This window comes from Bacillus xiapuensis (genome assembly GCF_002797355.1).
GTDB classification, from domain to species: Bacteria; Bacillota; Bacilli; order Bacillales; family Domibacillaceae; genus Bacillus_CE; species Bacillus_CE xiapuensis.
Genome location: NZ_KZ454939.1, coordinates 1,572,283 through 1,591,015, shown reverse-complemented (window position 1 = coordinate 1,591,015; position 18,733 = coordinate 1,572,283). Strand labels below are relative to the sequence as shown.

At 33.4% G+C, this 18,733-nt stretch carries 21 protein-coding genes and 2 pseudogenes; 13 read left to right on the top strand and 10 right to left on the bottom strand.

Annotation, left to right across the window (positions count from 1 at the left end; all coding sequences use genetic code 11):
* Positions 1 to 35: 35 nt before the first annotated feature.
* Positions 36 to 926: a LysR family transcriptional regulator gene (locus tag CEF20_RS07910; RefSeq protein ID WP_100331297.1), complete on the bottom strand. Its 891-nt coding sequence runs from the start codon at positions 924 to 926 to the stop codon at positions 36 to 38.
* Between the two features lie 553 nt (positions 927 to 1,479).
* Here CEF20_RS07910 and CEF20_RS07905 point away from each other — a divergent pair.
* Positions 1,480 to 2,040: a flavodoxin family protein gene (locus CEF20_RS07905; protein WP_100331296.1), complete on the top strand. Its 561-nt coding sequence runs from the start codon at positions 1,480 to 1,482 to the stop codon at positions 2,038 to 2,040.
* A 332-nt stretch (positions 2,041 to 2,372) separates the two neighbouring features.
* On the opposite strand, the gene CEF20_RS07900 is transcribed toward CEF20_RS07905, so the two are convergent.
* From CEF20_RS07900 to CEF20_RS16830, 3 genes are read right to left on the bottom strand one after another with little or no spacing between them, the layout of a single operon-like run.
* Positions 2,373 to 3,029: a GAP family protein gene (locus CEF20_RS07900; protein ID WP_100331295.1), complete on the bottom strand. Its 657-nt coding sequence runs from the start codon at positions 3,027 to 3,029 to the stop codon at positions 2,373 to 2,375.
* Between the two features lie 28 nt (positions 3,030 to 3,057).
* Positions 3,058 to 3,795: a MerR family transcriptional regulator gene (locus tag CEF20_RS07895; RefSeq protein ID WP_100331294.1), complete on the bottom strand. Its 738-nt coding sequence runs from the start codon at positions 3,793 to 3,795 to the stop codon at positions 3,058 to 3,060.
* A gap of 16 nt (positions 3,796 to 3,811) precedes the next feature.
* Positions 3,812 to 3,964, bottom strand: coding sequence for a hypothetical protein (locus tag CEF20_RS16830; RefSeq protein ID WP_198508478.1), 153 nt, complete (start codon positions 3,962 to 3,964; stop codon positions 3,812 to 3,814).
* Positions 3,965 to 4,117: 153 nt separating this feature from the next.
* On the opposite strand from CEF20_RS16830, the gene CEF20_RS07890 reads away from it, so the two are divergent.
* The 3 genes and pseudogenes from CEF20_RS07890 (at position 4,118) to CEF20_RS07880 (ending at position 6,543) form a co-directional block, all read left to right on the top strand.
* Positions 4,118 to 4,783: a DUF4097 family beta strand repeat-containing protein gene (locus CEF20_RS07890; protein ID WP_100331293.1), complete on the top strand. Its 666-nt coding sequence runs from the start codon at positions 4,118 to 4,120 to the stop codon at positions 4,781 to 4,783.
* 127 nt (positions 4,784 to 4,910) lie between these two features.
* Positions 4,911 to 6,046, top strand: a pseudogene (locus CEF20_RS07885) (IS3 family transposase).
* A gap of 257 nt (positions 6,047 to 6,303) precedes the next feature.
* Positions 6,304 to 6,543: a hypothetical protein gene (locus CEF20_RS07880; RefSeq protein WP_100331292.1), complete on the top strand. Its 240-nt coding sequence runs from the start codon at positions 6,304 to 6,306 to the stop codon at positions 6,541 to 6,543.
* Positions 6,544 to 6,585: 42 nt separating this feature from the next.
* Here the strand turns inward: CEF20_RS07880 and CEF20_RS07875 are convergent, their stop codons facing one another.
* Positions 6,586 to 6,870: a hypothetical protein gene (locus CEF20_RS07875; protein WP_100331291.1), complete on the bottom strand. Its 285-nt coding sequence runs from the start codon at positions 6,868 to 6,870 to the stop codon at positions 6,586 to 6,588.
* Between the two features lie 269 nt (positions 6,871 to 7,139).
* On the opposite strand from CEF20_RS07875, the gene CEF20_RS07870 reads away from it, so the two are divergent.
* From CEF20_RS07870 to CEF20_RS07840, 7 genes are all read left to right on the top strand, one after another.
* Positions 7,140 to 7,370: a DUF6677 family protein gene (locus tag CEF20_RS07870; RefSeq protein WP_100331290.1), complete on the top strand. Its 231-nt coding sequence runs from the start codon at positions 7,140 to 7,142 to the stop codon at positions 7,368 to 7,370.
* Between the two features lie 212 nt (positions 7,371 to 7,582).
* A complete protein-coding gene (locus CEF20_RS07865; protein ID WP_100331207.1) occupies positions 7,583 to 8,896 on the top strand; it encodes an IS1380-like element ISBco1 family transposase in 1,314 nt (437 codons plus the stop codon).
* Positions 8,897 to 9,061: 165 nt separating this feature from the next.
* On the top strand, positions 9,062 to 9,550 hold the full coding sequence (locus tag CEF20_RS07860) for a stage II sporulation protein M (RefSeq protein WP_232713399.1): 489 nt from the start codon (positions 9,062 to 9,064) through the stop codon (positions 9,548 to 9,550).
* Between the two features lie 29 nt (positions 9,551 to 9,579).
* Entirely contained in the window at positions 9,580 to 10,107 is a 528-nt protein-coding gene (locus tag CEF20_RS07855; protein ID WP_100331288.1) for a tubby C-terminal domain-like protein, read from the top strand.
* Positions 10,108 to 10,111: 4 nt separating this feature from the next.
* Positions 10,112 to 10,438, top strand: a complete 327-nt coding sequence (locus CEF20_RS07850; RefSeq protein WP_100331287.1) for a LytTR family DNA-binding domain-containing protein — start codon at positions 10,112 to 10,114, stop codon at positions 10,436 to 10,438.
* Between the two features lie 28 nt (positions 10,439 to 10,466).
* Complete coding sequence (locus CEF20_RS07845; RefSeq protein ID WP_100331286.1) at positions 10,467 to 11,387, top strand: ABC transporter ATP-binding protein; 921 nt, start codon at positions 10,467 to 10,469, stop codon at positions 11,385 to 11,387.
* Complete coding sequence (locus CEF20_RS07840) at positions 11,380 to 12,309, top strand: ABC transporter permease (protein WP_157796225.1); 930 nt, start codon at positions 11,380 to 11,382, stop codon at positions 12,307 to 12,309. Before CEF20_RS07845 ends, CEF20_RS07840 begins: the two co-directional genes overlap by 8 nt.
* Positions 12,310 to 12,535: 226 nt before the next feature.
* On the opposite strand, the pseudogene CEF20_RS07835 reads toward CEF20_RS07840, so the two are convergent.
* The 4 genes and pseudogenes from CEF20_RS07835 to CEF20_RS07825 all read right to left on the bottom strand — a co-directional run bounded on the left by CEF20_RS07835 (position 12,536) and on the right by CEF20_RS07825 (position 15,732).
* Positions 12,536 to 13,692: pseudogene (locus CEF20_RS07835) on the bottom strand (IS3 family transposase).
* Between the two features lie 109 nt (positions 13,693 to 13,801).
* A complete protein-coding gene (locus tag CEF20_RS07830) occupies positions 13,802 to 13,990 on the bottom strand; it encodes a hypothetical protein (RefSeq protein WP_100331284.1) in 189 nt (62 codons plus the stop codon).
* A gap of 126 nt (positions 13,991 to 14,116) precedes the next feature.
* Positions 14,117 to 14,257, bottom strand: coding sequence for a transposase (locus CEF20_RS16570; protein ID WP_157796224.1), 141 nt, complete (start codon positions 14,255 to 14,257; stop codon positions 14,117 to 14,119).
* A gap of 351 nt (positions 14,258 to 14,608) precedes the next feature.
* Positions 14,609 to 15,732, bottom strand: a protein-coding gene (locus CEF20_RS07825; RefSeq protein ID WP_100331283.1) for an IS3 family transposase whose coding sequence is annotated in 2 segments (ribosomal slippage) — positions 14,609 to 15,453 and positions 15,453 to 15,732 — 1,125 coding nt in all. Because the reading frame shifts where the segments join, the coding sequence is not laid out codon by codon here.
* A gap of 600 nt (positions 15,733 to 16,332) precedes the next feature.
* Here CEF20_RS07825 and CEF20_RS16565 point away from each other — a divergent pair.
* Positions 16,333 to 16,485: a hypothetical protein gene (locus tag CEF20_RS16565; protein ID WP_157796222.1), complete on the top strand. Its 153-nt coding sequence runs from the start codon at positions 16,333 to 16,335 to the stop codon at positions 16,483 to 16,485.
* Positions 16,486 to 16,894: 409 nt separating this feature from the next.
* Positions 16,895 to 17,098 (top strand): hypothetical protein, encoded by a 204-nt coding sequence (locus tag CEF20_RS07820; protein ID WP_100331282.1) that lies wholly within the window; start codon positions 16,895 to 16,897, stop codon positions 17,096 to 17,098.
* Between the two features lie 161 nt (positions 17,099 to 17,259).
* On the opposite strand, the gene CEF20_RS07815 is transcribed toward CEF20_RS07820, so the two are convergent.
* The gene (locus tag CEF20_RS07815) at positions 17,260 to 18,573 is read right to left on the bottom strand and encodes an IS1380-like element ISBco1 family transposase (RefSeq protein ID WP_100331207.1); all 1,314 of its coding nucleotides are present in this window, start codon (positions 18,571 to 18,573) and stop codon (positions 17,260 to 17,262) included.
* Between the last annotated feature and the right edge of the window lie 160 nt (positions 18,574 to 18,733).

Here is an 18,733-nt window from a genome sequence, read left to right as displayed (position 1 = left end):
ACACTTTGCGGAGGTTTTGATTTACAGCGGTGTACTTAAAAGACCTTTTGGCTGATTGAAATAAATGCATTGAAGAGCGGTGTAAGTTTCTTATCTTGATGCCATGAAATATAATGGCAGATGTTATGTTCTTTTATTGGAAGGAGATCTAATATATTCAATTCATTGCGTTCGACTTCTTGTTTTACAACTTCATAGGGAAGCAGGGCAATGCCTAAGTCCGATTTCACACAATTCTTTAAGGAATCTATATTGGTAATTTCGAAAGTGGAATTGAATTTTATCTTCTTGCTATGGAGCGTCCTTTCTAACAAATTTCTGTAAGAGCATCCTTTTTCAGTTAATAGAAGTGTTTCCTCGGTTAAGTTCTCTAACGCCAGATGATTAAGCTGCGCCGCTTTATTCATAGGGGAAGCCACTAAAACTAAGCGTCCCTTTGATAGTTTTAAAATTTCCAAGTTGTTCCTTTCACCTGCAGCTTCTCCCAATATAAAAGCAAAATCCAGTTCTCCGGATTGTAATTTTGATTGGATTTCTGAAAATTTATGAATGGGTTTAACGATGACCCGAACTTTTGGAAAGGATATTTTAAATGCTTTTAGCACATCAGGAAGTTTATAAGCACATTGGCTTTCGGTCGCACCGATCACAATGGTACTCGCCAAACTTTTATCGCCATTCATTTCTTCTATTGCTGATTGGTATTGGGAAATAATAGCATCTGCATGCACTCTGAATTTCTCTCCGGATGGTGTTAAAACTAATTTATTCCCCATTCTTTCGAATAGGCTTACGCCCAGTTCTTTTTCTAGGTTTTTGATTTGTGCAGTCACGCTCGATTGAGCATAGTTTAATATTTCAGCACTTTTGGTGAAATTCAGTGTTTCGCTTGCGACTTGAAATGTTGATAATTGCTTTATATCCACATGCTTCCTCTCCTATCGTAATTTCCAAATCATACACCGGATAGATAATGACATATTACCATAAAGGAACCTGCAAATAGTGCGTTTTTCTTCCATCCTCCGCTGTACTGAAGGAACAAATGAGGGAATAAAAAGTCCAGATGATCGATTAGACCATTGTGATGGCAATAGGTGAACGGGCAACGAGGAAAAAATAAAGGCCGTTCATTTAAGGAACTCATTCAGTTTAAGTAAACATCTCGCAGCTTCATTTAAGCTTATGCAGGCTAGTTGAAGAAAGCTGTTTATTTCCTCCAACGTTTTTTTCGATGGTAACCATTCAACTTATCCGCTGTAACGGCCCATAATCACTATGATAGGATGTTATCAAAGCAGATTTTTTTGACGAAGGGATGGAACATTGCTGGTTGTTAAAAAGCTTTTTGTGCCGACAGTATCACTGGTTTTGGAAGCGGTTCTGTATCGTTTCATGAGAAGATGGATGCTGCTTGTGTGGGAATGGGAGAATTCATGCCCTTGCGGTTGAAATAACATTATATATGAGGTGATTTAAATGAAAATAGGTGTCATTTATGGAAGTACTCGTGAGGGCGGAAACGCGGAAATTTTAACAGAAGAAGTCATTAACAGTCTGCCTGATGTAACGAAGATTAAATTGAAAGACTATCATGTTAAAGATATTTTGGATCAAAGGCATGAGCTGACAGGTTTTGAACGGGTAGAGGATGATTACGATCAAATTATTGAACAAATCATGGATTGTGAAGTCTTAATTTTTTCAACCCCTATCTATTGGTATGGCATGACAAGTGTGATGAAGCGATTTATTGATCGTTGGTCTCAAACTCTAAGAGACGATAAGCATCCCCATTTCAAGGAAGAAATGAGCAGAAAACAAGCATATATAATCGCGGTTGGAGGAGACCATCCGCGAGTGAAAGGTCTTCCCCTTGTGCAGCAGTTTTCTTATATTTTCCAATTTATCGGACTGAACTATAAAGGATATATAGTTGGTGAAGGCGTTAAACCTCAAGATATTTTTAAAGATGGAAAAGCGATAGAGGATGCCCGCAAGCTGGGAGAATTGTTAAAGAAGAGAGTTCAATCGAAATGAGGTGATTTCTGTCAGTTTAAACGAGCCATCTTCATTATAACATCCAGATTACGGTGAACTGAACGTTTTACTATTGTATTTGGAGCTAGTGCGGACAAGAAAAAGCCGTAAAGCGGGGGGACCATGCAATTCGCTGGCTAAGATGTCCGCCACTTCAAAAATGTTTAGTTTTCTTAAGCATTTTGCGGCAAAAAAGTGTCCATAACGATTCCTAGCGGTTACAACATAGAAAGCTTTATACAGATAATCCCCATAGAAGACAGGCGAATGTACTTTCTTTATTCTGTCTTCTATGGGTACCATTTCGTCTAAACTGGAAGGCCTTTGCTTGATTATAGATAATCTAGAGTGTTAAAAATTAATATTAGCCCAACAATGCACATTATCCAAGATAAGGCGGAATTCGAACTGCTTGATATTTTATTATGAAGGTTAACTAAGTTAGAATTTATCCATCTTCCAAATAACTTATAGCCTAAAAAGATAAGCAAAGCTGGTAGAACCATAATAATATTATAGGTGGCTATGATTGGTACCCACTGATAAGAAGGTATATCATTTGTTGTTAACAGACCGATAGCAGCAAAGTACGGAAAAGCTGAACCTGCCTCAATTAAAAAAGTTGTGATGCCAATAAATATAATTGAGGATACACTTTGATTTTTAGGTTTGGGAATATTATTTTTTTTATTTGTAGGAATAAAAAAGCTAGCCGCAAATAAAATAATCCCTATCATAAAAATAATCCAACTGAATACTTTATTTTGAAATATATTCGAGAAGGCTTCAATTATATAATGTAACCCCAACATCATGACGATACCTAATGAGAAATACAATAACACAACTGTAAATAAATATGAAAATAATCTTGATGTTAAATGATTCTTGTTTGTTAAAATAAGAAATAGCGTAACTCCAATTATTGTGGGACTCAATGTGTCTAATAGCGCTAGGCCACCTAAATAAATCAAAAGATCTGTTCCCATTTATTCCTCCACAGATTATAATAAAAAACTAGGATTTTTTAGCGGTGTAATGTAGATAAGCTTTTTCCATAAAATCGAGGACCTCTTGATCAATAGGATAAAGATTATATTTCTTTGACTTCTCGGGTGCCATTCTAATCTTCCAGAGATTATCTAAAAAAGCATCTTCGCCATCAAAGTCTTCCCTTCTTTTTTCATCCATTCTTTTAATAATATTCTGTATGCGTGCAGCCCGATAACCTAGGTGCATATATTTTTTTAATTGACCGATGAGAGCAATCCATTCTAAAGAGTCTGGATCACTACTTGTCATATTCGGTAGTTTATCTAGGACTTCAGTGTTTTTAATATTTAACTCATCTCGATTAAGGGTTAGAATATCTTTTGAATCCCTAGTATATAAACTCATAATTTTTTGAATCCTGAACTCTTCTCCCTCAATGGCTATTCCATTTATTAATTCCCTTAAATTATATTCTATCTTTGAGAGCCGGTCTTTTTCATTTATTACATAAGATAGTTGTTTCATTAGACTAATGGACCAATCCCATTCTTTAGACTCTAACATAATTTTGATTTCATTTAATTGAAAACCTATTGTTTTTAAGAATTGTATTTGCTGTAGTTTTTTTAACTCTGTATTGGAGTATAGTCTGTGGCCTCCTTGAGTTTTTGATGCAGGTTTTAGTAGTTCTATTTGGTCATAATACCTTAAGGTTCTGACTGACACACCACTCATCTTTTTAACTTCATTAATATGGAACAATTTTATTCCTACTTCCTTATTCTTTATTGGTCTTATTGAAAAATATTGTTTTAAATAAGTAACCTATTCCCAATCCAATTAACACCCCAGGAATAGCATTATCAAATAGTAAACCTGTTCCTGCTCCCAAAATAACGCAAGTATAGATGAGGATATCTCCCTTTTTCAAAAAACCCCTCCCTTCTAAATGGTTGATAAAGTGATCTAATAACAGTATAAAAGATGACGCTGCGTCAATTTCAACTATTTTAACTTTATTCTGCGTAAAGTTTGAAAATGACCTTACGTCATTTTATATAATTGGCGTAAGGAGGTTTATTTTATGGTAAAAAAATCTGCTTTAAATTTGTTGTTAGTATTAATCGTTCTTGCGGGGTGCTCGTCAGGAGAGAAGGAGGTAAGCATTAATAAAGAGTCGATAGAAGACGTTGAGGAAATTGTTGTAAATTTTGCAAGTACCGATGTTAATTTCCTGCCAAGCGAGAAAAGTGAATTAGAAACCTACTTAACGGCTTATGATAACGGACCAGGTGTAATATTGGATAAGTCTTCAAAACGATTATCAATTGATTTAGGTAATGATATTAGACGCTTATTCAATTTCAGAAAAAAACCTACTTTAGAGGTTAAAATTCCTCATCAATTTAAGGGGAAAATAATTCTGGATGGATCCTCTGGCAATGTTTCTGGGAAGGATCTTGTTCAAAATAATATTGATGTACGTTCAAGCAGTGGCAATATTAAACTTCACTTTAAAAAATTAAATGGTGATGTAGAATTATCAACTACAAGCGGCAATGCCTCAATAACTTTTGATGAAGAGCAACCCAATCTAGATTTGGAAATCGGCACAAACAGCGGAAGGCAATCAATAAATCTGTCCCTAAGCAAAAAATCACAAACAAAAAAAGGTTTAAAAGGTTCATCGGGTAATGGAGAAAATAAGATGAAAATTGAAACGAAATCAGGAAATATAAATTTGAATTGATAAAATAACTTAAATAAATAACGTATCGTTCCCTACTTCTTATTTTTAAAAATGGATGTAGTATCGATGTATGGACATATCTCGATTAGGTCATTATGATGAAATGAACGAGAGGATGTGTTCAGTTTTGAAACAAAAACGATACAGTCACGAATTTAAACAAACGGTGGTCGAGCTTTATCGCTCGGGCACACCCGTCAGTCAATTATCTAGCGAATATAGTGTTTCAGAAATAACGATCTATAAATGGATTAAACTCCATTCTCCTATTGAAGGGGCTCAAGACTTAACTGCCGCAGAAGTCGCTGCGATCCAGAAGGAAAACCTTCGTCTCAAACAAGAGGTAGAGATCTTAAAAAAGGCTATGACCATATTCGCACAAAAATAGATGACCAAGAACTGATTGACCACATTACGAATGAAAGTGAACATCAACCGATCCAGCTGATGTGTCGTGTGTTAAAGATGCCTAAAAGCACGTATTATCAATCTTTTTACAAGAAGCCGAGTGTGTATGAAGTAGAAAATCAACAGTTGTTAGAACGTATTCGAGCGATCCACAAAGAAAGTGATGGTCGTTACGGTGCCCCTAAAATTTTTGAAGTGTTAAAGCAAGAAGGCTATCAAGGTAGCATCAACCGTATTCAGCGCATCATGAAAAGGGCTGGCATTCGTTCCAATATTACAAAAAAGTACCGTCCGACGCCAAAATAGATCCCCGATGAAGAGCGTGAAAATGTGTTAGAACAAGATTTCACGACTACAACTATCAATGAAAAATGGGTGGCGGATATCACTTACATCCACACTTTGCGTGATGGTTGGTGCTATTTGGCGTCGGTACTTGATCTTCACACGAAAAAAGTCGTTGGGGATAAATTTGCTCGGAAAATGACAGTGGAACTAGTACTAATGGCCATGGAGATCGCCATACAGGTCCAACATCCGACACCAGGATTGATTGTGCACACGGATCTAGGCACGCAATATACAAGTGAGGACTTTCAGAAACAACTAAAAACACATGGAATGATTCCTTCATTCAGTCGCAAAGGTTGTCCTTATGACAATGCATGTATCGAATCGTTTCACGCCACACTTAAGAAAAAAGAAGTGTACAGAGCTCGATATGATAGTTTTGAAACGGCACGAGTGGCGTTATTTAAGTACATAGAGGGTTGGTACAATCGCAAACGAATTCATGGAAGCATCGGGTACTTAACACCAGACGCCTACGAGAATATATGTCGTGCAACAGTGTGAAATCTGGGGATGATCCAGTTGTCCCTCCCCACATTTTTCGGGCGCAACTTCCATGCATGGAAGTTGCGCAGAACAAAAAACTTAACCGGAGTGTGTCCAATATCTTGACGTAGATCCAGTTTATGTGTTTTATAATAATCTTTTTTATAAAGAGAGTAGGTATATTCTTTACTCTTTTTTTATGGAATTATAAAATAGGTGCGATTAAAGAAAAAAATAGTATATCGGAAGATCAAACAAAATTAGGAGGTTATTGTATGTTTGGAAACAAAAAAAAATTCAAGACTTTAGAAGAGTATAAAAGAAATGGACTGAATATTAAATTAGAAATTAACGATGAAAATGAAAAGAGGTTTTCTCTGAGAAGTGATACACCAAATAGACAAATTAAAATATCTCAAAAAAATGGCTACGTAACGCATGAAATATATGACACCAATAAGGGACAACAGAAATTTGAAATACCGATAGATATTTATTTGAAGCTATTTAAATAAATAGTTAAAAAGGGCAGAGTTTATCTGCCCTTTTTATTTAGATTATAATATTGTCGAAATGTCCCATAACGCTCCAACAATATTAGTGATTTTAGCAGCTGGTACAAATGTTAAAATAAGTTGGCCAAGATCGAGAATGGCTCCACCTAAATCTGCCCAAGAAAAGTCCCCATCAAATGAACGATAAATAATTTTTAGTTTAGTAGTTAAGTTATCGATCAAACGTTGAACATCTCCAACTACATTAAATCTTTTTACAATTACATCTGTAATACTCTTTGCTACACCAGCAGCACCGGTTCCAGTTACGAAAAAATTATAAAGCATAAATAATAACCCCCTAAAAATTTTTGAATTACAATGACAAGTGTACCTTCTCGATTCGTTATAAATAATAAAAATATTCTAAATGAAGAATCAAATATCTGAATATAGGGAATTATTATTTAAACTTAACCTTTTTTTATTTAAAGGTAAAAAAGCTCTATTTATATTAGTATTTTAGAATCATTTGTAATTATTTTGATATAAAATTATCACATATGTGTTAAAATGCAATATATAGTCGAATTAACAATTTTTAGGAGATGATATTTATGAAAAGTAAATGGATAGCGGGTATTTTATCATTTGTTTTCCCAGGAATAGGACACCTATATTTAGGGAAAGTATCAAAAGGGATTTTCTTAATTATAGCTAATATTATATCAATATTACTAACTAGTGTAGTTGTTGGAATATTTATGTTTCTAATAGTATGGGTATATGCAATCATTGATTCAATTAAAGAAACAAGTATAAGGAATTCTTATGCCAAGGCTAGCTAATATAAATAATAATAAAAAAAACATACTTTTGTTCTTTTTTATTTCAATTTGTATTATAGCAATTATTACCTGAATTATTCACAGAAATTCAGAAACTTATTATAACTTATGGATTACCAAGCCTTTTCGGCTTTATTGTAATTCATTAAAAAAATGAAAAAAGAATCCATTTCTGTTAAAGTTAAAGTAACCAAACAAAAAGGACTTTTTATATGGTTACTTTAACGCAAAAAACACTTGATTTCAATCATAAAATTAAATTGTCAAATGATGGAGGTTCTCTTTCCTCCGATACAGGTGAGTTTCTTTTTAGAGAATTCGATGAAAAAATTGGTTTTTCAAAGACTTTAGTTAAGTACTTGAGACTTAACGATTCAAGGAAATATTATCTTCATTCAAATGAAAACTTGTTACGTCAAAAAGTCTATCAAATCATTGCCGGGTATGCGGAAGATGATGCGGCTGATCAGTTGACTCATGATCCTGTGTTTAAGGAAATCATTGAAACTCCAACACTTGCTTCCCAGCCCAGTTTGTCTCGCTTTTATACACGATTTGATAAAGATTCAATTGAACAATTAAATCTGGCTAACCAAGAAATGCTTGATAAGATTCATTGTTTTCGACAATCGAAAGAGTTATTTATCGACTTGGATTCGACTCATTCGGATACATATGGGGACCAAGAATCTTCGTCATATAATACTCATTATGGCACGATGGGTTTTCATCCATTAGTCGCCTTTGATGGTGCGACTGGTGACTTTTTGAAAGCACAACTCCGTCCCGGAAATGTTTATACATCAAATGGTGTGGTGGAATTTATTCGGCCTCTCATTAAACATTATAACGAAATGTTTCCGGAAACTACCCTGTTTCTTCGTGGAGATAGCGGGTTTACTGTTCCGGGATTATACGATCTGTGTGAAGAAGAATCTGTTTTGTATATTATTCGGTTGAAATCGAATTCACAACTACAAAGTTTAGCGAAGGAATACCATCCTTCTTCCGCACCTTTAGATGTTTCCAAGACGGAAACCTATTATGAAGAAACGATTTACCAAGCAAAATCATGGTCAAAACCAAGAAGGGTGATTATTCAATTGGTACGTCCTGCAGGTGAGCTGTTCTTTACCCATTCCTTTTTTGTTACTAACTTTGAATTAGCTTTTCCTCAAGATATCGTCCGAGCTTATCAAAAAAGAGGGACGATGGAAAACTATATCAAAGAAGCAAAAAATGGCTTTTACTTTGATCATATGAATAGCCACGCTTTTCTAGTGAACGAAGTAAAAATGATGTTAACACTTCTTGCATATAATTTGACCAATTGGTTACGAACTCTTTGTTTTCCGGAAGGTCAAAAAACTATGCAAATTGATACGATACGTACTCGGTTAATTAAAGCGGCAAGTAAAGTCGTGAAATCAGGTAGATCCCTTTACTTCAAACTATCATCGAGTTTTGTGTATCAAAATTTCTTTTGGGATGTACTGAATCGAATTCAAAAACTACAATTGGAATGACCAATAGAATACTTCTCATAACTGAAAAAAATAAATTTTTCAGTCAAGGGGGAAGTATGCCCAAAATACCAGAGTTGTTCTATTGAAAATTCAGTTATTTTATGAATTGGCTACGGTTCTTAATTAAATACCGTTATGTTCAACTAATTTAACAAATTTTATCAAATGGGATTTGTAGCTATGAATATTTCAGGTATTAATTTAAATTCACCTGTTGAAGGAAAAACAGTATCAATTGAAAGATTAGGCTTTAATCATGTTTTGTATATTTTCTATATGAACGCCGCTTTTGTATTTTCTATGATTCTTTTATCTATTACTGGTTTACATTTTGTTATGATCTTTAAAGTGCTTACATTAATTGGTCAAGGACCATCTTTAAGTGGTATAGAATCTAGCACATATTATCTTTCATCCTTCATCCATGGATTTTTTGAACTTCTTTTATGTTATATAGTATTGAAGTTTTCCATAATGCAATTCAAACTTGTCTATGAAAATATTTCTGAAAAAAAAGATAAAATAAGCATTAAACAATTTTATAAAAATTTTATAAAGAAAACTTGTCCATTGATTTTAATAATATTATTTATAAGTGCTATGTGCGAAGTATACATATCCAATCCATTAATTATAAAACTTACTAGTGTGTAAGGATATATTTCTGAAAGGGTGAGAAAATTTTGTCTGTATATTCTATAACAAAGCCATTGTTAAAAGGAAGCTCAAAGAAAATTGAGATTACCGATGAGTCAGGTAATATAGTAGGGTATATTAGCAGATGTTATAAAAATAGACGTCAAAAATATTTAGATACTCTCTTTAATAATACTTTTATTACTAATATACAGGGTTTTGATATTGATAATAAAATGACATGTGAAATTAATGAAAAATTTGGACTTAAGCAATTTTTGAAATCTGAGTGGGACGGTTATTCTAATTTTCTTGGTGATTTTTCAATAAAAGACCAAACAAAAATTAAAACTAACCCTAGAGTTGTAGTTTTAATTAATAACAAACAACTGAAGATTAAGAAAGATTTAGGGGATAAGAGGGTAATCTTTGAAAATGATACTGGTAACATAATAGCTGAAGCTAGTTATGAGAATTTAACTTCCGCAAGACAAATTTTTTTGAATATAAATACAAAAGAATTTACACATATAGAGGTAGCTTCTTTATATTACTTGTTTGATTTAAAGGATTAAGAAAATGAAAGTTAAAATCAAAGAAGATCGCTTAGTTATTATAAAAAGGTCAGGAGTCCAATTCATCTTTATAAATGAAATTATGTGCATTGAACGATTTAACCAAAAAACTATAATTTCTTCTGTTAACGAAGAGATAATTATAAGAACTTCTTTAAAGGAACTGGAGTATTTACTCCCCTCCTTTCTTAAAAGAGTACATAGATCTTTTATTATAAATGTAGATAAAATCTTAGAAATCAAGAGAATAAATGAGAATACATTCGAGGCCCTATTACCAGGTGATAATCAAGCTTTAATAACAAAAGGGATAATAAACTATATTATTTAGAACATAGGTGATTGGATGTGTTAATAATATGTCTATCAATATACTAGAGACTAACAATTTATATAAAGAAATAGGAAGAAAGAAGATAATAAATGACGTCTCTTTTAATATCAAAAAAGGTGAAATTGTTGGTTTATTAGGTCCCAATGGTGCTGGAAAAACCACTATTATGAAAATGATTCTAGGTCTAACCAACTTTTCAAAGGGAGAAATAATTTATGATGGAAATAACATTCAGTCAGACAAAGGATATTTAAAAACAATTGGTGCGATAATAGAAACACCAAAATTTTATCCTTTTTTAACCGGGATTGAAAACTTAAAATATTTAACTACTCTATACAAAAATGTAGATAAAATCCAATTTAAAAAAATGATTAAACTTATGGATTTAGAGCATGCAATAAACAAAAAGGTTAAACATTATTCTTTAGGAATGAAACAAAGGTTAGGTTTAGTACAAGCTCTAATTCATGAACCTAATTTGTTGATTCTAGATGAACCGTTGAATGGATTAGACCCCTATGGAATTAAAGATTTCAGAGATTATTTAAAGTGTATTACTAAAGAATCAGATGCTGCTATTTTAATATCAAGTCACTTAATAACAGAAATGGAAATGCTTTGTGATAAAATTATCTTTTTGAAAGATGGATCGGTTATAGAAAAAACGAATATAAGTAACTTAAAAGTTAATAATATCATAAAAGTGAATCTTTATCTTAATAATGCATCTAAAGCCCAGAAACTACTAAAAGATAGTTATGGGGAGTTTTACTTTTTAGATGGAGAAGATAACGTTTTACAAGGAAAGGTAGCCAAAGACGAAATCAATAATTTATTAACAATATTAATTAAAAATAATATAAAAATATTTGAGATCAAGAGAATTAATGAAAGTTTAGAAGAATTATTCATCCAATATACAGGGGGGAATTCGATTGTTTAATTCTCTACTAATAAAAGGAGAGATACTAAAAATAGTAAAAACAAAATCATTTCTATTCTCATTAGTAATCCTCTTAATTATAATACTTACTTCTGGATGGATTAATCTTAATTCTTTAAACGATAATGATTGGAAGAAACAATACTCGGAAGAAATCACAGAAGATTTAAAATTAATCTCTAAAGAAACTAATCCAGATAATAAATTTGTTCAAAAAATCAAAGATGAAATTGCAATTAAACAATACCACTTGGAACATAATATACCACCTTCCGAAACTGAAGGAGTATTAGGGTTTGTAAAGAAATACTCAGGGATAACTTCATTTATTAGTATAATAATAATGCTTTATGCAAGTAATATTATAACAAAGGAAATAAATTGGGGTACCCTTAAAATGTTATTAGTCAGGCCATTATCAAGATCTAGTATTTTATTAGGGAAATTTTCCTCCTTACTATTATTAGGTTTAACTTTATATCTATTTGCCATTACTCTTTTGTTTATATTAGGATTTTGTATCTATGGGTTAGATAACTTTTTTACAAAAACTATATATATACAAGATAACATAATAATTGAGGGTCACCTTGGTTATGAGATATTTAAAATTTTACTCACAAATTTTATATTATTGATATCTTATAGTTCCTTAGCAATAATGATTTCGGTAGTTATAAACAATAGTTCTATTGCTGTTTTAGTTGTGTTATCAGTATTTATTTTTGGAGGAACACTAGCTTCTTATTTTGAAGAATATAGCTGGTCATATATTTTATATTTCTCTAATTTAGATCTTGTTACCTCAATAACTAATAATGAAATACCTTATATAAAAGTAATAATTTTAATGGTTTATACACTTATTTTTCTAAGTATATCATTAGCATTTTTCAGTAGGAAAAAATACCAAAGCTTATAATTATTATTAAATGGATCTACGTCAATATTTTGGACACATAAAAGTTAATTTTTCTCATTGTGCTTCGAAGCTTATTGGAATATATATGTGAAGGCTTGACATGGAGCCTCTATGTGCGTGGTGATTTACGAAAGACGAAAGGTTAGTAAATAGACCTTTCGCAAGGTGAAAGCCTACCACACCCACTTCTCCAAGTAAAGCCGTGCTCTAATGTTAATTTGTGCAATTATGCTGCTCGGTGAAGCGCTAAATCTTCCATCTCTTGTGGAGTCAGATAGCCGATGCTACCATGTATTCTTTTTCGGTTATACCAGCCTTCGATATATTTAAACAACTCTACTCTTGCGGCGTTGAAATCTAAGTATTATACATGATTTACTTCTTCTTTCTTTAAGATCGCATGAAAAGACTCGATACAATCATTGTCATAGGGACTTTCCTTGTGACTGAAGGAATGTGTCATTTTATAACTCTGTATCTTTCCCGAGAAAGCATCGCTTGTATATTGGGAACCTAAATCGGAATGGAAGATGACACCATCACCCGGTTTCTGTGTGACATACGCGTTTTCTAAAGCTTTTTCTACCAATTCAGTCGTCATCGAACGTCCAAATGAATACCCAATAACCTTTCTTGAATGCAAGTCTAATACAGATGCAAGGTAACACCAACCATCACGAAGCGTGTGTATATACGTGATATCGCCAACCCACTTTTGGTTAATCGTTGTAGTAGAGAAGTCTCTTTTAATAATGTTTTCTCGTTCTCCCACCTTTTCTTTACTAGGTGTTGGACGGAACTTTTTAACGATGATGGATCGGATACCAGCTTCTTTCATCAAGCGTTGAACTCGTTTTAAGCTGATTTTTTGACCTTGTTTTTCAAGGGTTTCATGTATCTTAGGTGCACCATATCGTTTCTTACTTTCTTCATGTATCTGGATAATCTTTTCTGTGAGTTCACGGTTCTCACGTTCACGATTCGATTCTGTTTTATTCAATGATTGATAGTAAGTACTTTTAGGTATATCAAGCGTTTCGCACATCGTACGAACGGGATAATCATCTTTATGTTCCGAAATAAATTCAGTTAGTTCTGAATCACTTACTTTCGAGCGAATATGGCCATAGCCTTTTTTAATATCTCATTTTCCTCCTGCATACGGAGAAGTTGTTTCTGAAGCTTAGCATAATCATCTGGGGTTACAGATGAACCATCTTCTAATTCGATTGGAGAAAACTTCTTAATCCAAGCATAAATAGATACTTCAGAAATGCCATATTCGCTACTTAAATCTTTCACGGAACTACCAGAATGATAAAGATCAACAATCATTTTTCGGAAATCATCATTATAACGTTTACCATTATTTTTCTTACTCATCAGACACATCCTCCTTAAAAGTCATTGTATAAATTTAACTTAGGTGTGTCCAAGAAACTATACTAGCATCACAAAGTCTTTGTTTTTAAGATATGGTACTCTATAAATATTACTTCTTTCTAGTATTAGATTTAAAAGATACTAATAAAATTAACGTAGATATTAATAGAACAATTGCACTAATGTTTATTGGTCCGCCTTGAATAAGGGAATATAAAACAGCAATAATTCCATATACCAGGCCTATTCTAGATAGCTTTTTTATTACTTTTTCGTTTTTTTTAATAAATTTATCCATAAAACCCACTCCATATCAGATTTTCAAGTTGAAAATAAAATAATAACTTTATTTCTGCTCTTCACCAAAACATGTACTTGACTTATGGCAGCTGCTTATCAATTCCTCGTTACACTCTAGTAAAATTCACTGTTTGTAATGCTTAGGATTTCGTGTAAAGTAATGACGTCGTTGTAGCGTCTTAATCTTATTATTCTTTCTTTTAACTGTTGCATTGGTAAAGCGAATACGATGATAATTACAGATTTCACCCGGCCAATTTATCATTTAACGTTTGACTAGGAATGACCTATAGAAAGGTTTCTCCTCGTAAATCGTGAAGATCTGTATTATAGGAATGCGCTTTGTGAATAGCGTAAATCATCAATACTTAGAATGAGTTGACTACTTGTTTTCACCTTTTTTATGAATTCTGTTTGAAGACGGTCGCTTTCTTTCTCCATCCATGATTTAAACAATCGTTCCACTATTGAGGTAGGAGTGTGAATTTGCTTGGCTGCGTGTATAACAGTCGCTCCTATGATTTGAGGCGGAAGAGACGCTTCAAATGCTTTGGTATATCTCTTTTTAAAGAAGATAAGTTGATATTTGGAATGTCAACACTAACCTGAACAATTTTTATAAGGACTGCTGCTTAAATTCAGTCGGTGTCAGATATCCTAGTGTTTGATGAATCCGAATATGATTAAACCAATTTACATAATCCCACAGTTCAAGATCTAGTTGTTCAAGGGAATGGAAAGTACGTTGGTACACAAATTCGATCTTAAAGCTCTTGTATGTCGCTTCTGCCACGGCATTATCATACGGACATCCTTTTGCGCTAAGTGAACGCTGGATACCAAATGCTTCTGTTGCTTCTGCCATCAGTTGATTATCGAATTCTGAGCCACGGTCTGTGTGGAATAACTGTACATTTGTCAGGTTGCCTTTAATGCTACTTAATGCTTTGTAGACAAGCGCTGCGTCTTTATTTGGGCCCGCACTTGCACCGACTAATTCACGATTAAAAAGATCGACAAACAAGCACACATAGTGCCATTTTTTCCCGATACGCACGTACGTTAAATCACTGACTAACACCGATAATTCCTTCTCTTGTTGGAATTCACGATTTAATACGTTGGCGATTGTCGCCTCGTTACTTTGTTTTTTTTGTGGTCGGTAATAAGCAACCGTGTAATTCGAGACAAGACCTAAATCCTTCATGATTCCCCCTATATGTCGTCTAGAAACCATCATGTCTTGTTTCTCTAATTCTTTCTTAATTTTACGTGTCCCATAGTTATTACGACTTTGCTTAAAAATCGTATAAATACGCTCTTGTAAGTCTGCTTCCTCCGCTTGTTTTTCGTCATCTTCACACTTGTGAAGGTGATAGTAGTAAGTACTTCTTGGAATTTGTAGGACGTCACACATGGCTGATACCGAATAATTGTGAGCGTTGTTACGAATCACATCTATTTTCGTCCCATGATCAGCGCGGCTTGCTTTAAAATATCATTTTCCATTCGTAGGCGTTGCACTTCTTTGCGTAGTTCAAGCAATTCTGTTTCTTCTGTCGTACGATTGTCTTCTGCCTTGAAAGACCCTGTTTCCTGGTGATTTTTAATCCAACGATCTAATGAAGAAGGCGTAATATCATATTCTCTCGCAATATCCGCACGTGATTTTCCATTTTCATAAAGCTTCACCATTTGTAGCTTAAATTCGTCTGTAAACGTTCGACGTTCTCTTCTCATTTTGACCCGCTCCTTAAGGTTAGTCCTTTTAGAGTACTATTCCCTTATAAGAGTTGTCTAACTTAGTGTAGCCTATCCAAATTTATGTTTTGAAGAAGAAAAGGAACGATCGACTACTTAGCTTGATTTTTGTCGTACGCCTGACATAAATGTGAGAAGAACAATTTTGACAACCTTGCGGTGGCGTTTTATTATTATTTTAATTGTTTAATCATGAAAAACATTGATAAAACGGGCTTTTTAGATGAGTAATTACATAAAAATAACTAATTTTTATTTATTATTTTAATTTTTTTAAATGCCACAGAGGTACAGGAGAAATTTAATTCCCTGTCCTCCACGGCTCTCTTCTTTCCATATCACGTGAATAGCGGCTACAGTAATAATGTGCTAAATTAGCTTAAGAATAATTATCAATAAAATTATACAGATAATAATGTTTTGCATTAATGAACACCTTCTTTCTGGAAGAAGGCCGTTAGAAAAACTATATGCATTTAAATCACATATTAGAAGAATTCATTAGTAAATTGGTTCCCATAGAGGAGATAAAATCCTTTTGTCGAAATATAGATCTAGTTAGAAGAGGAGGTTTTAGAAATGAGTCCAATTGATTTGGATAAATTAAAACAGTTAGAGGATTTAAGGAAAGAGGCAGCTTCATTAAAAAGAGATCATAATGATTTGTATAATGATAATGTTAAGCCGTTATTAACAAAAAAAGTGATAGATTTTTTTAGATGCATTCTATGACTTTTTTAAATAGCTGGGTTTTGAGGTGAAGAAGGAAGAAAACTCAGTGAAAGTAAATTATGAAACATTAGTAATTTAAGTATTTACCTCAGATCAACGGATCATCTATGTCCGACATGGAAATGATTTAGTCGCTACTATATCAGTTACTCATAAATCACAATTCACAGGCCCTTATACAAGGCCTGAGGATAAGCTTGATGCAGAGATAGCAGATGCTAAGAGAGAAATCAAAAATGCCAAACAAAAAGCCAAGCTACTTAAAAATCCTGTTGTTGTATACAGTATAGACGACAGAAAATTTGAGGATTATAAAGCAGTAATCCAAAGTTTATTTAAAAGTTAAAGAGCACCTATAACGGGTGCTTTTTCTATGTCCAAAAACAAAGAGGGATGAGGTGATGAGCTAATGTCACGAAAACAGTTAGGAAATAAACGGGGACGGAAAAACAAGTATGATACGCACGTTTTCCCGTGTCTCGAAGAAATCGGTCATTGGTGTAGAGAAGGTTTAACGGAAGAGGAAATCTGCAAGCGTCTTGGTGTTTCGGTGTCCTCTTTCAACGAATATAAAAAGAAACCTGAAATATTCATAGCTACAAATCCCATTTGATAAAATTTGTTAAATTAGTTGAACATAACGGTATTTAATTAAGAACCGTAGCCAATTCATAAAATAACTGAATTTTCAATAGAACAACTCTGGTATTTTGGGCATACTTCCCCCTTGACTGAAAAATTTATTTTTTTCAGTTATGAGAAGTATTCTATTGGTCATTCCAATTGTAGTTTTTGAATTCGATTCAGTACATCCCAAAAGAAATTTTGATACACAAAACTCGATGATAGTTTGAAGTAAAGGGATCTACCTGATTTCACGACTTTACTTGCCGCTTTAATTAACCGAGTACGTATCGTATCAATTTGCATAGTTTTTTGACCTTCCGGAAAACAAAGAGTTCGTAACCAATTGGTCAAATTATATGCAAGAAGTGTTAACATCATTTTTACTTCGTTCACTAGAAAAGCGTGGCTATTCATATGATCAAAGTAAAAGCCATTTTTTGCTTCTTTGATATAGTTTTCCATCGTCCCTCTTTTTTGATAAGCTCGGACGATATCTTGAGGAAAAGCTAATTCAAAGTTAGTAACAAAAAAGGAATGGGTAAAGAACAGCTCACCTGCAGGACGTACCAATTGAATAATCACCCTTCTTGGTTTTGACCATGATTTTGCTTGGTAAATCGTTTCTTCATAATAGGTTTCCGTCTTGGAAACATCTAAAGGTGCGGAAGAAGGATGGTATTCCTTCGCTAAACTTTGTAGTTGTGAATTCGATTTCAACCGAATAATATACAAAACAGATTCTTCTTCACACAGATCGTATAATCCCGGAACAGTAAACCCGCTATCTCCACGAAGAAACAGGGTAGTTTCCGGAAACATTTCGTTATAATGTTTAATGAGAGGCCGAATAAATTCCACCACACCATTTGATGTATAAACATTTCCGGGACGGAGTTGTGCTTTCAAAAAGTCACCAGTCGCACCATCAAAGGCGACTAATGGATGAAAACCCATCGTGCCATAATGAGTATTATATGACGAAGATTCTTGGTCCCCATATGTATCCGAATGAGTCGAATCCAAGTCGATAAATAACTCTTTCGATTGTCGAAAACAATGAATCTTATCAAGCATTTCTTGGTTAGCCAGATTTAATTGTTCAATTGAATCTTTATCAAATCGTGTATAAAAGCGAGACAAACTGGGCTGGGAAGCAAGTGTTGGAGTTTCAATGATTTCCTTAAACACAGGATCATGAGTCAACTGATCAGCCGCATCATCTTCCGCATACCCGGCAATGATTTGATAGACTTTTTGACGTAACAAGTTTTCATTTGAATGAAGATAATATTTCCTTGAATCGTTAAGTCTCAAGTACTTAACTAAAGTCTTTGAAAAACCAATTTTTTCATCGAATTCTCTAAAAAGAAACTCACCTGTATCGGAGGAAAGAGAACCTCCATCATTTGACAATTTAATTTTATGATTGAAATCAAGTGTTTTTTGCGTTAAAGTAACCATATAAAAAGTCCTTTTTGTTTGGTTACTTTAACTTTAACAGAAATGGATTCTTTTTTCATTTTTTTAATGAATTACAATAAAGCCGAAAAGGCTTGGTAATCCATAAGTTATAATAAGTTTCTGAATTTCTGTGAATAATTCAGGAGAAATACTCGGAATT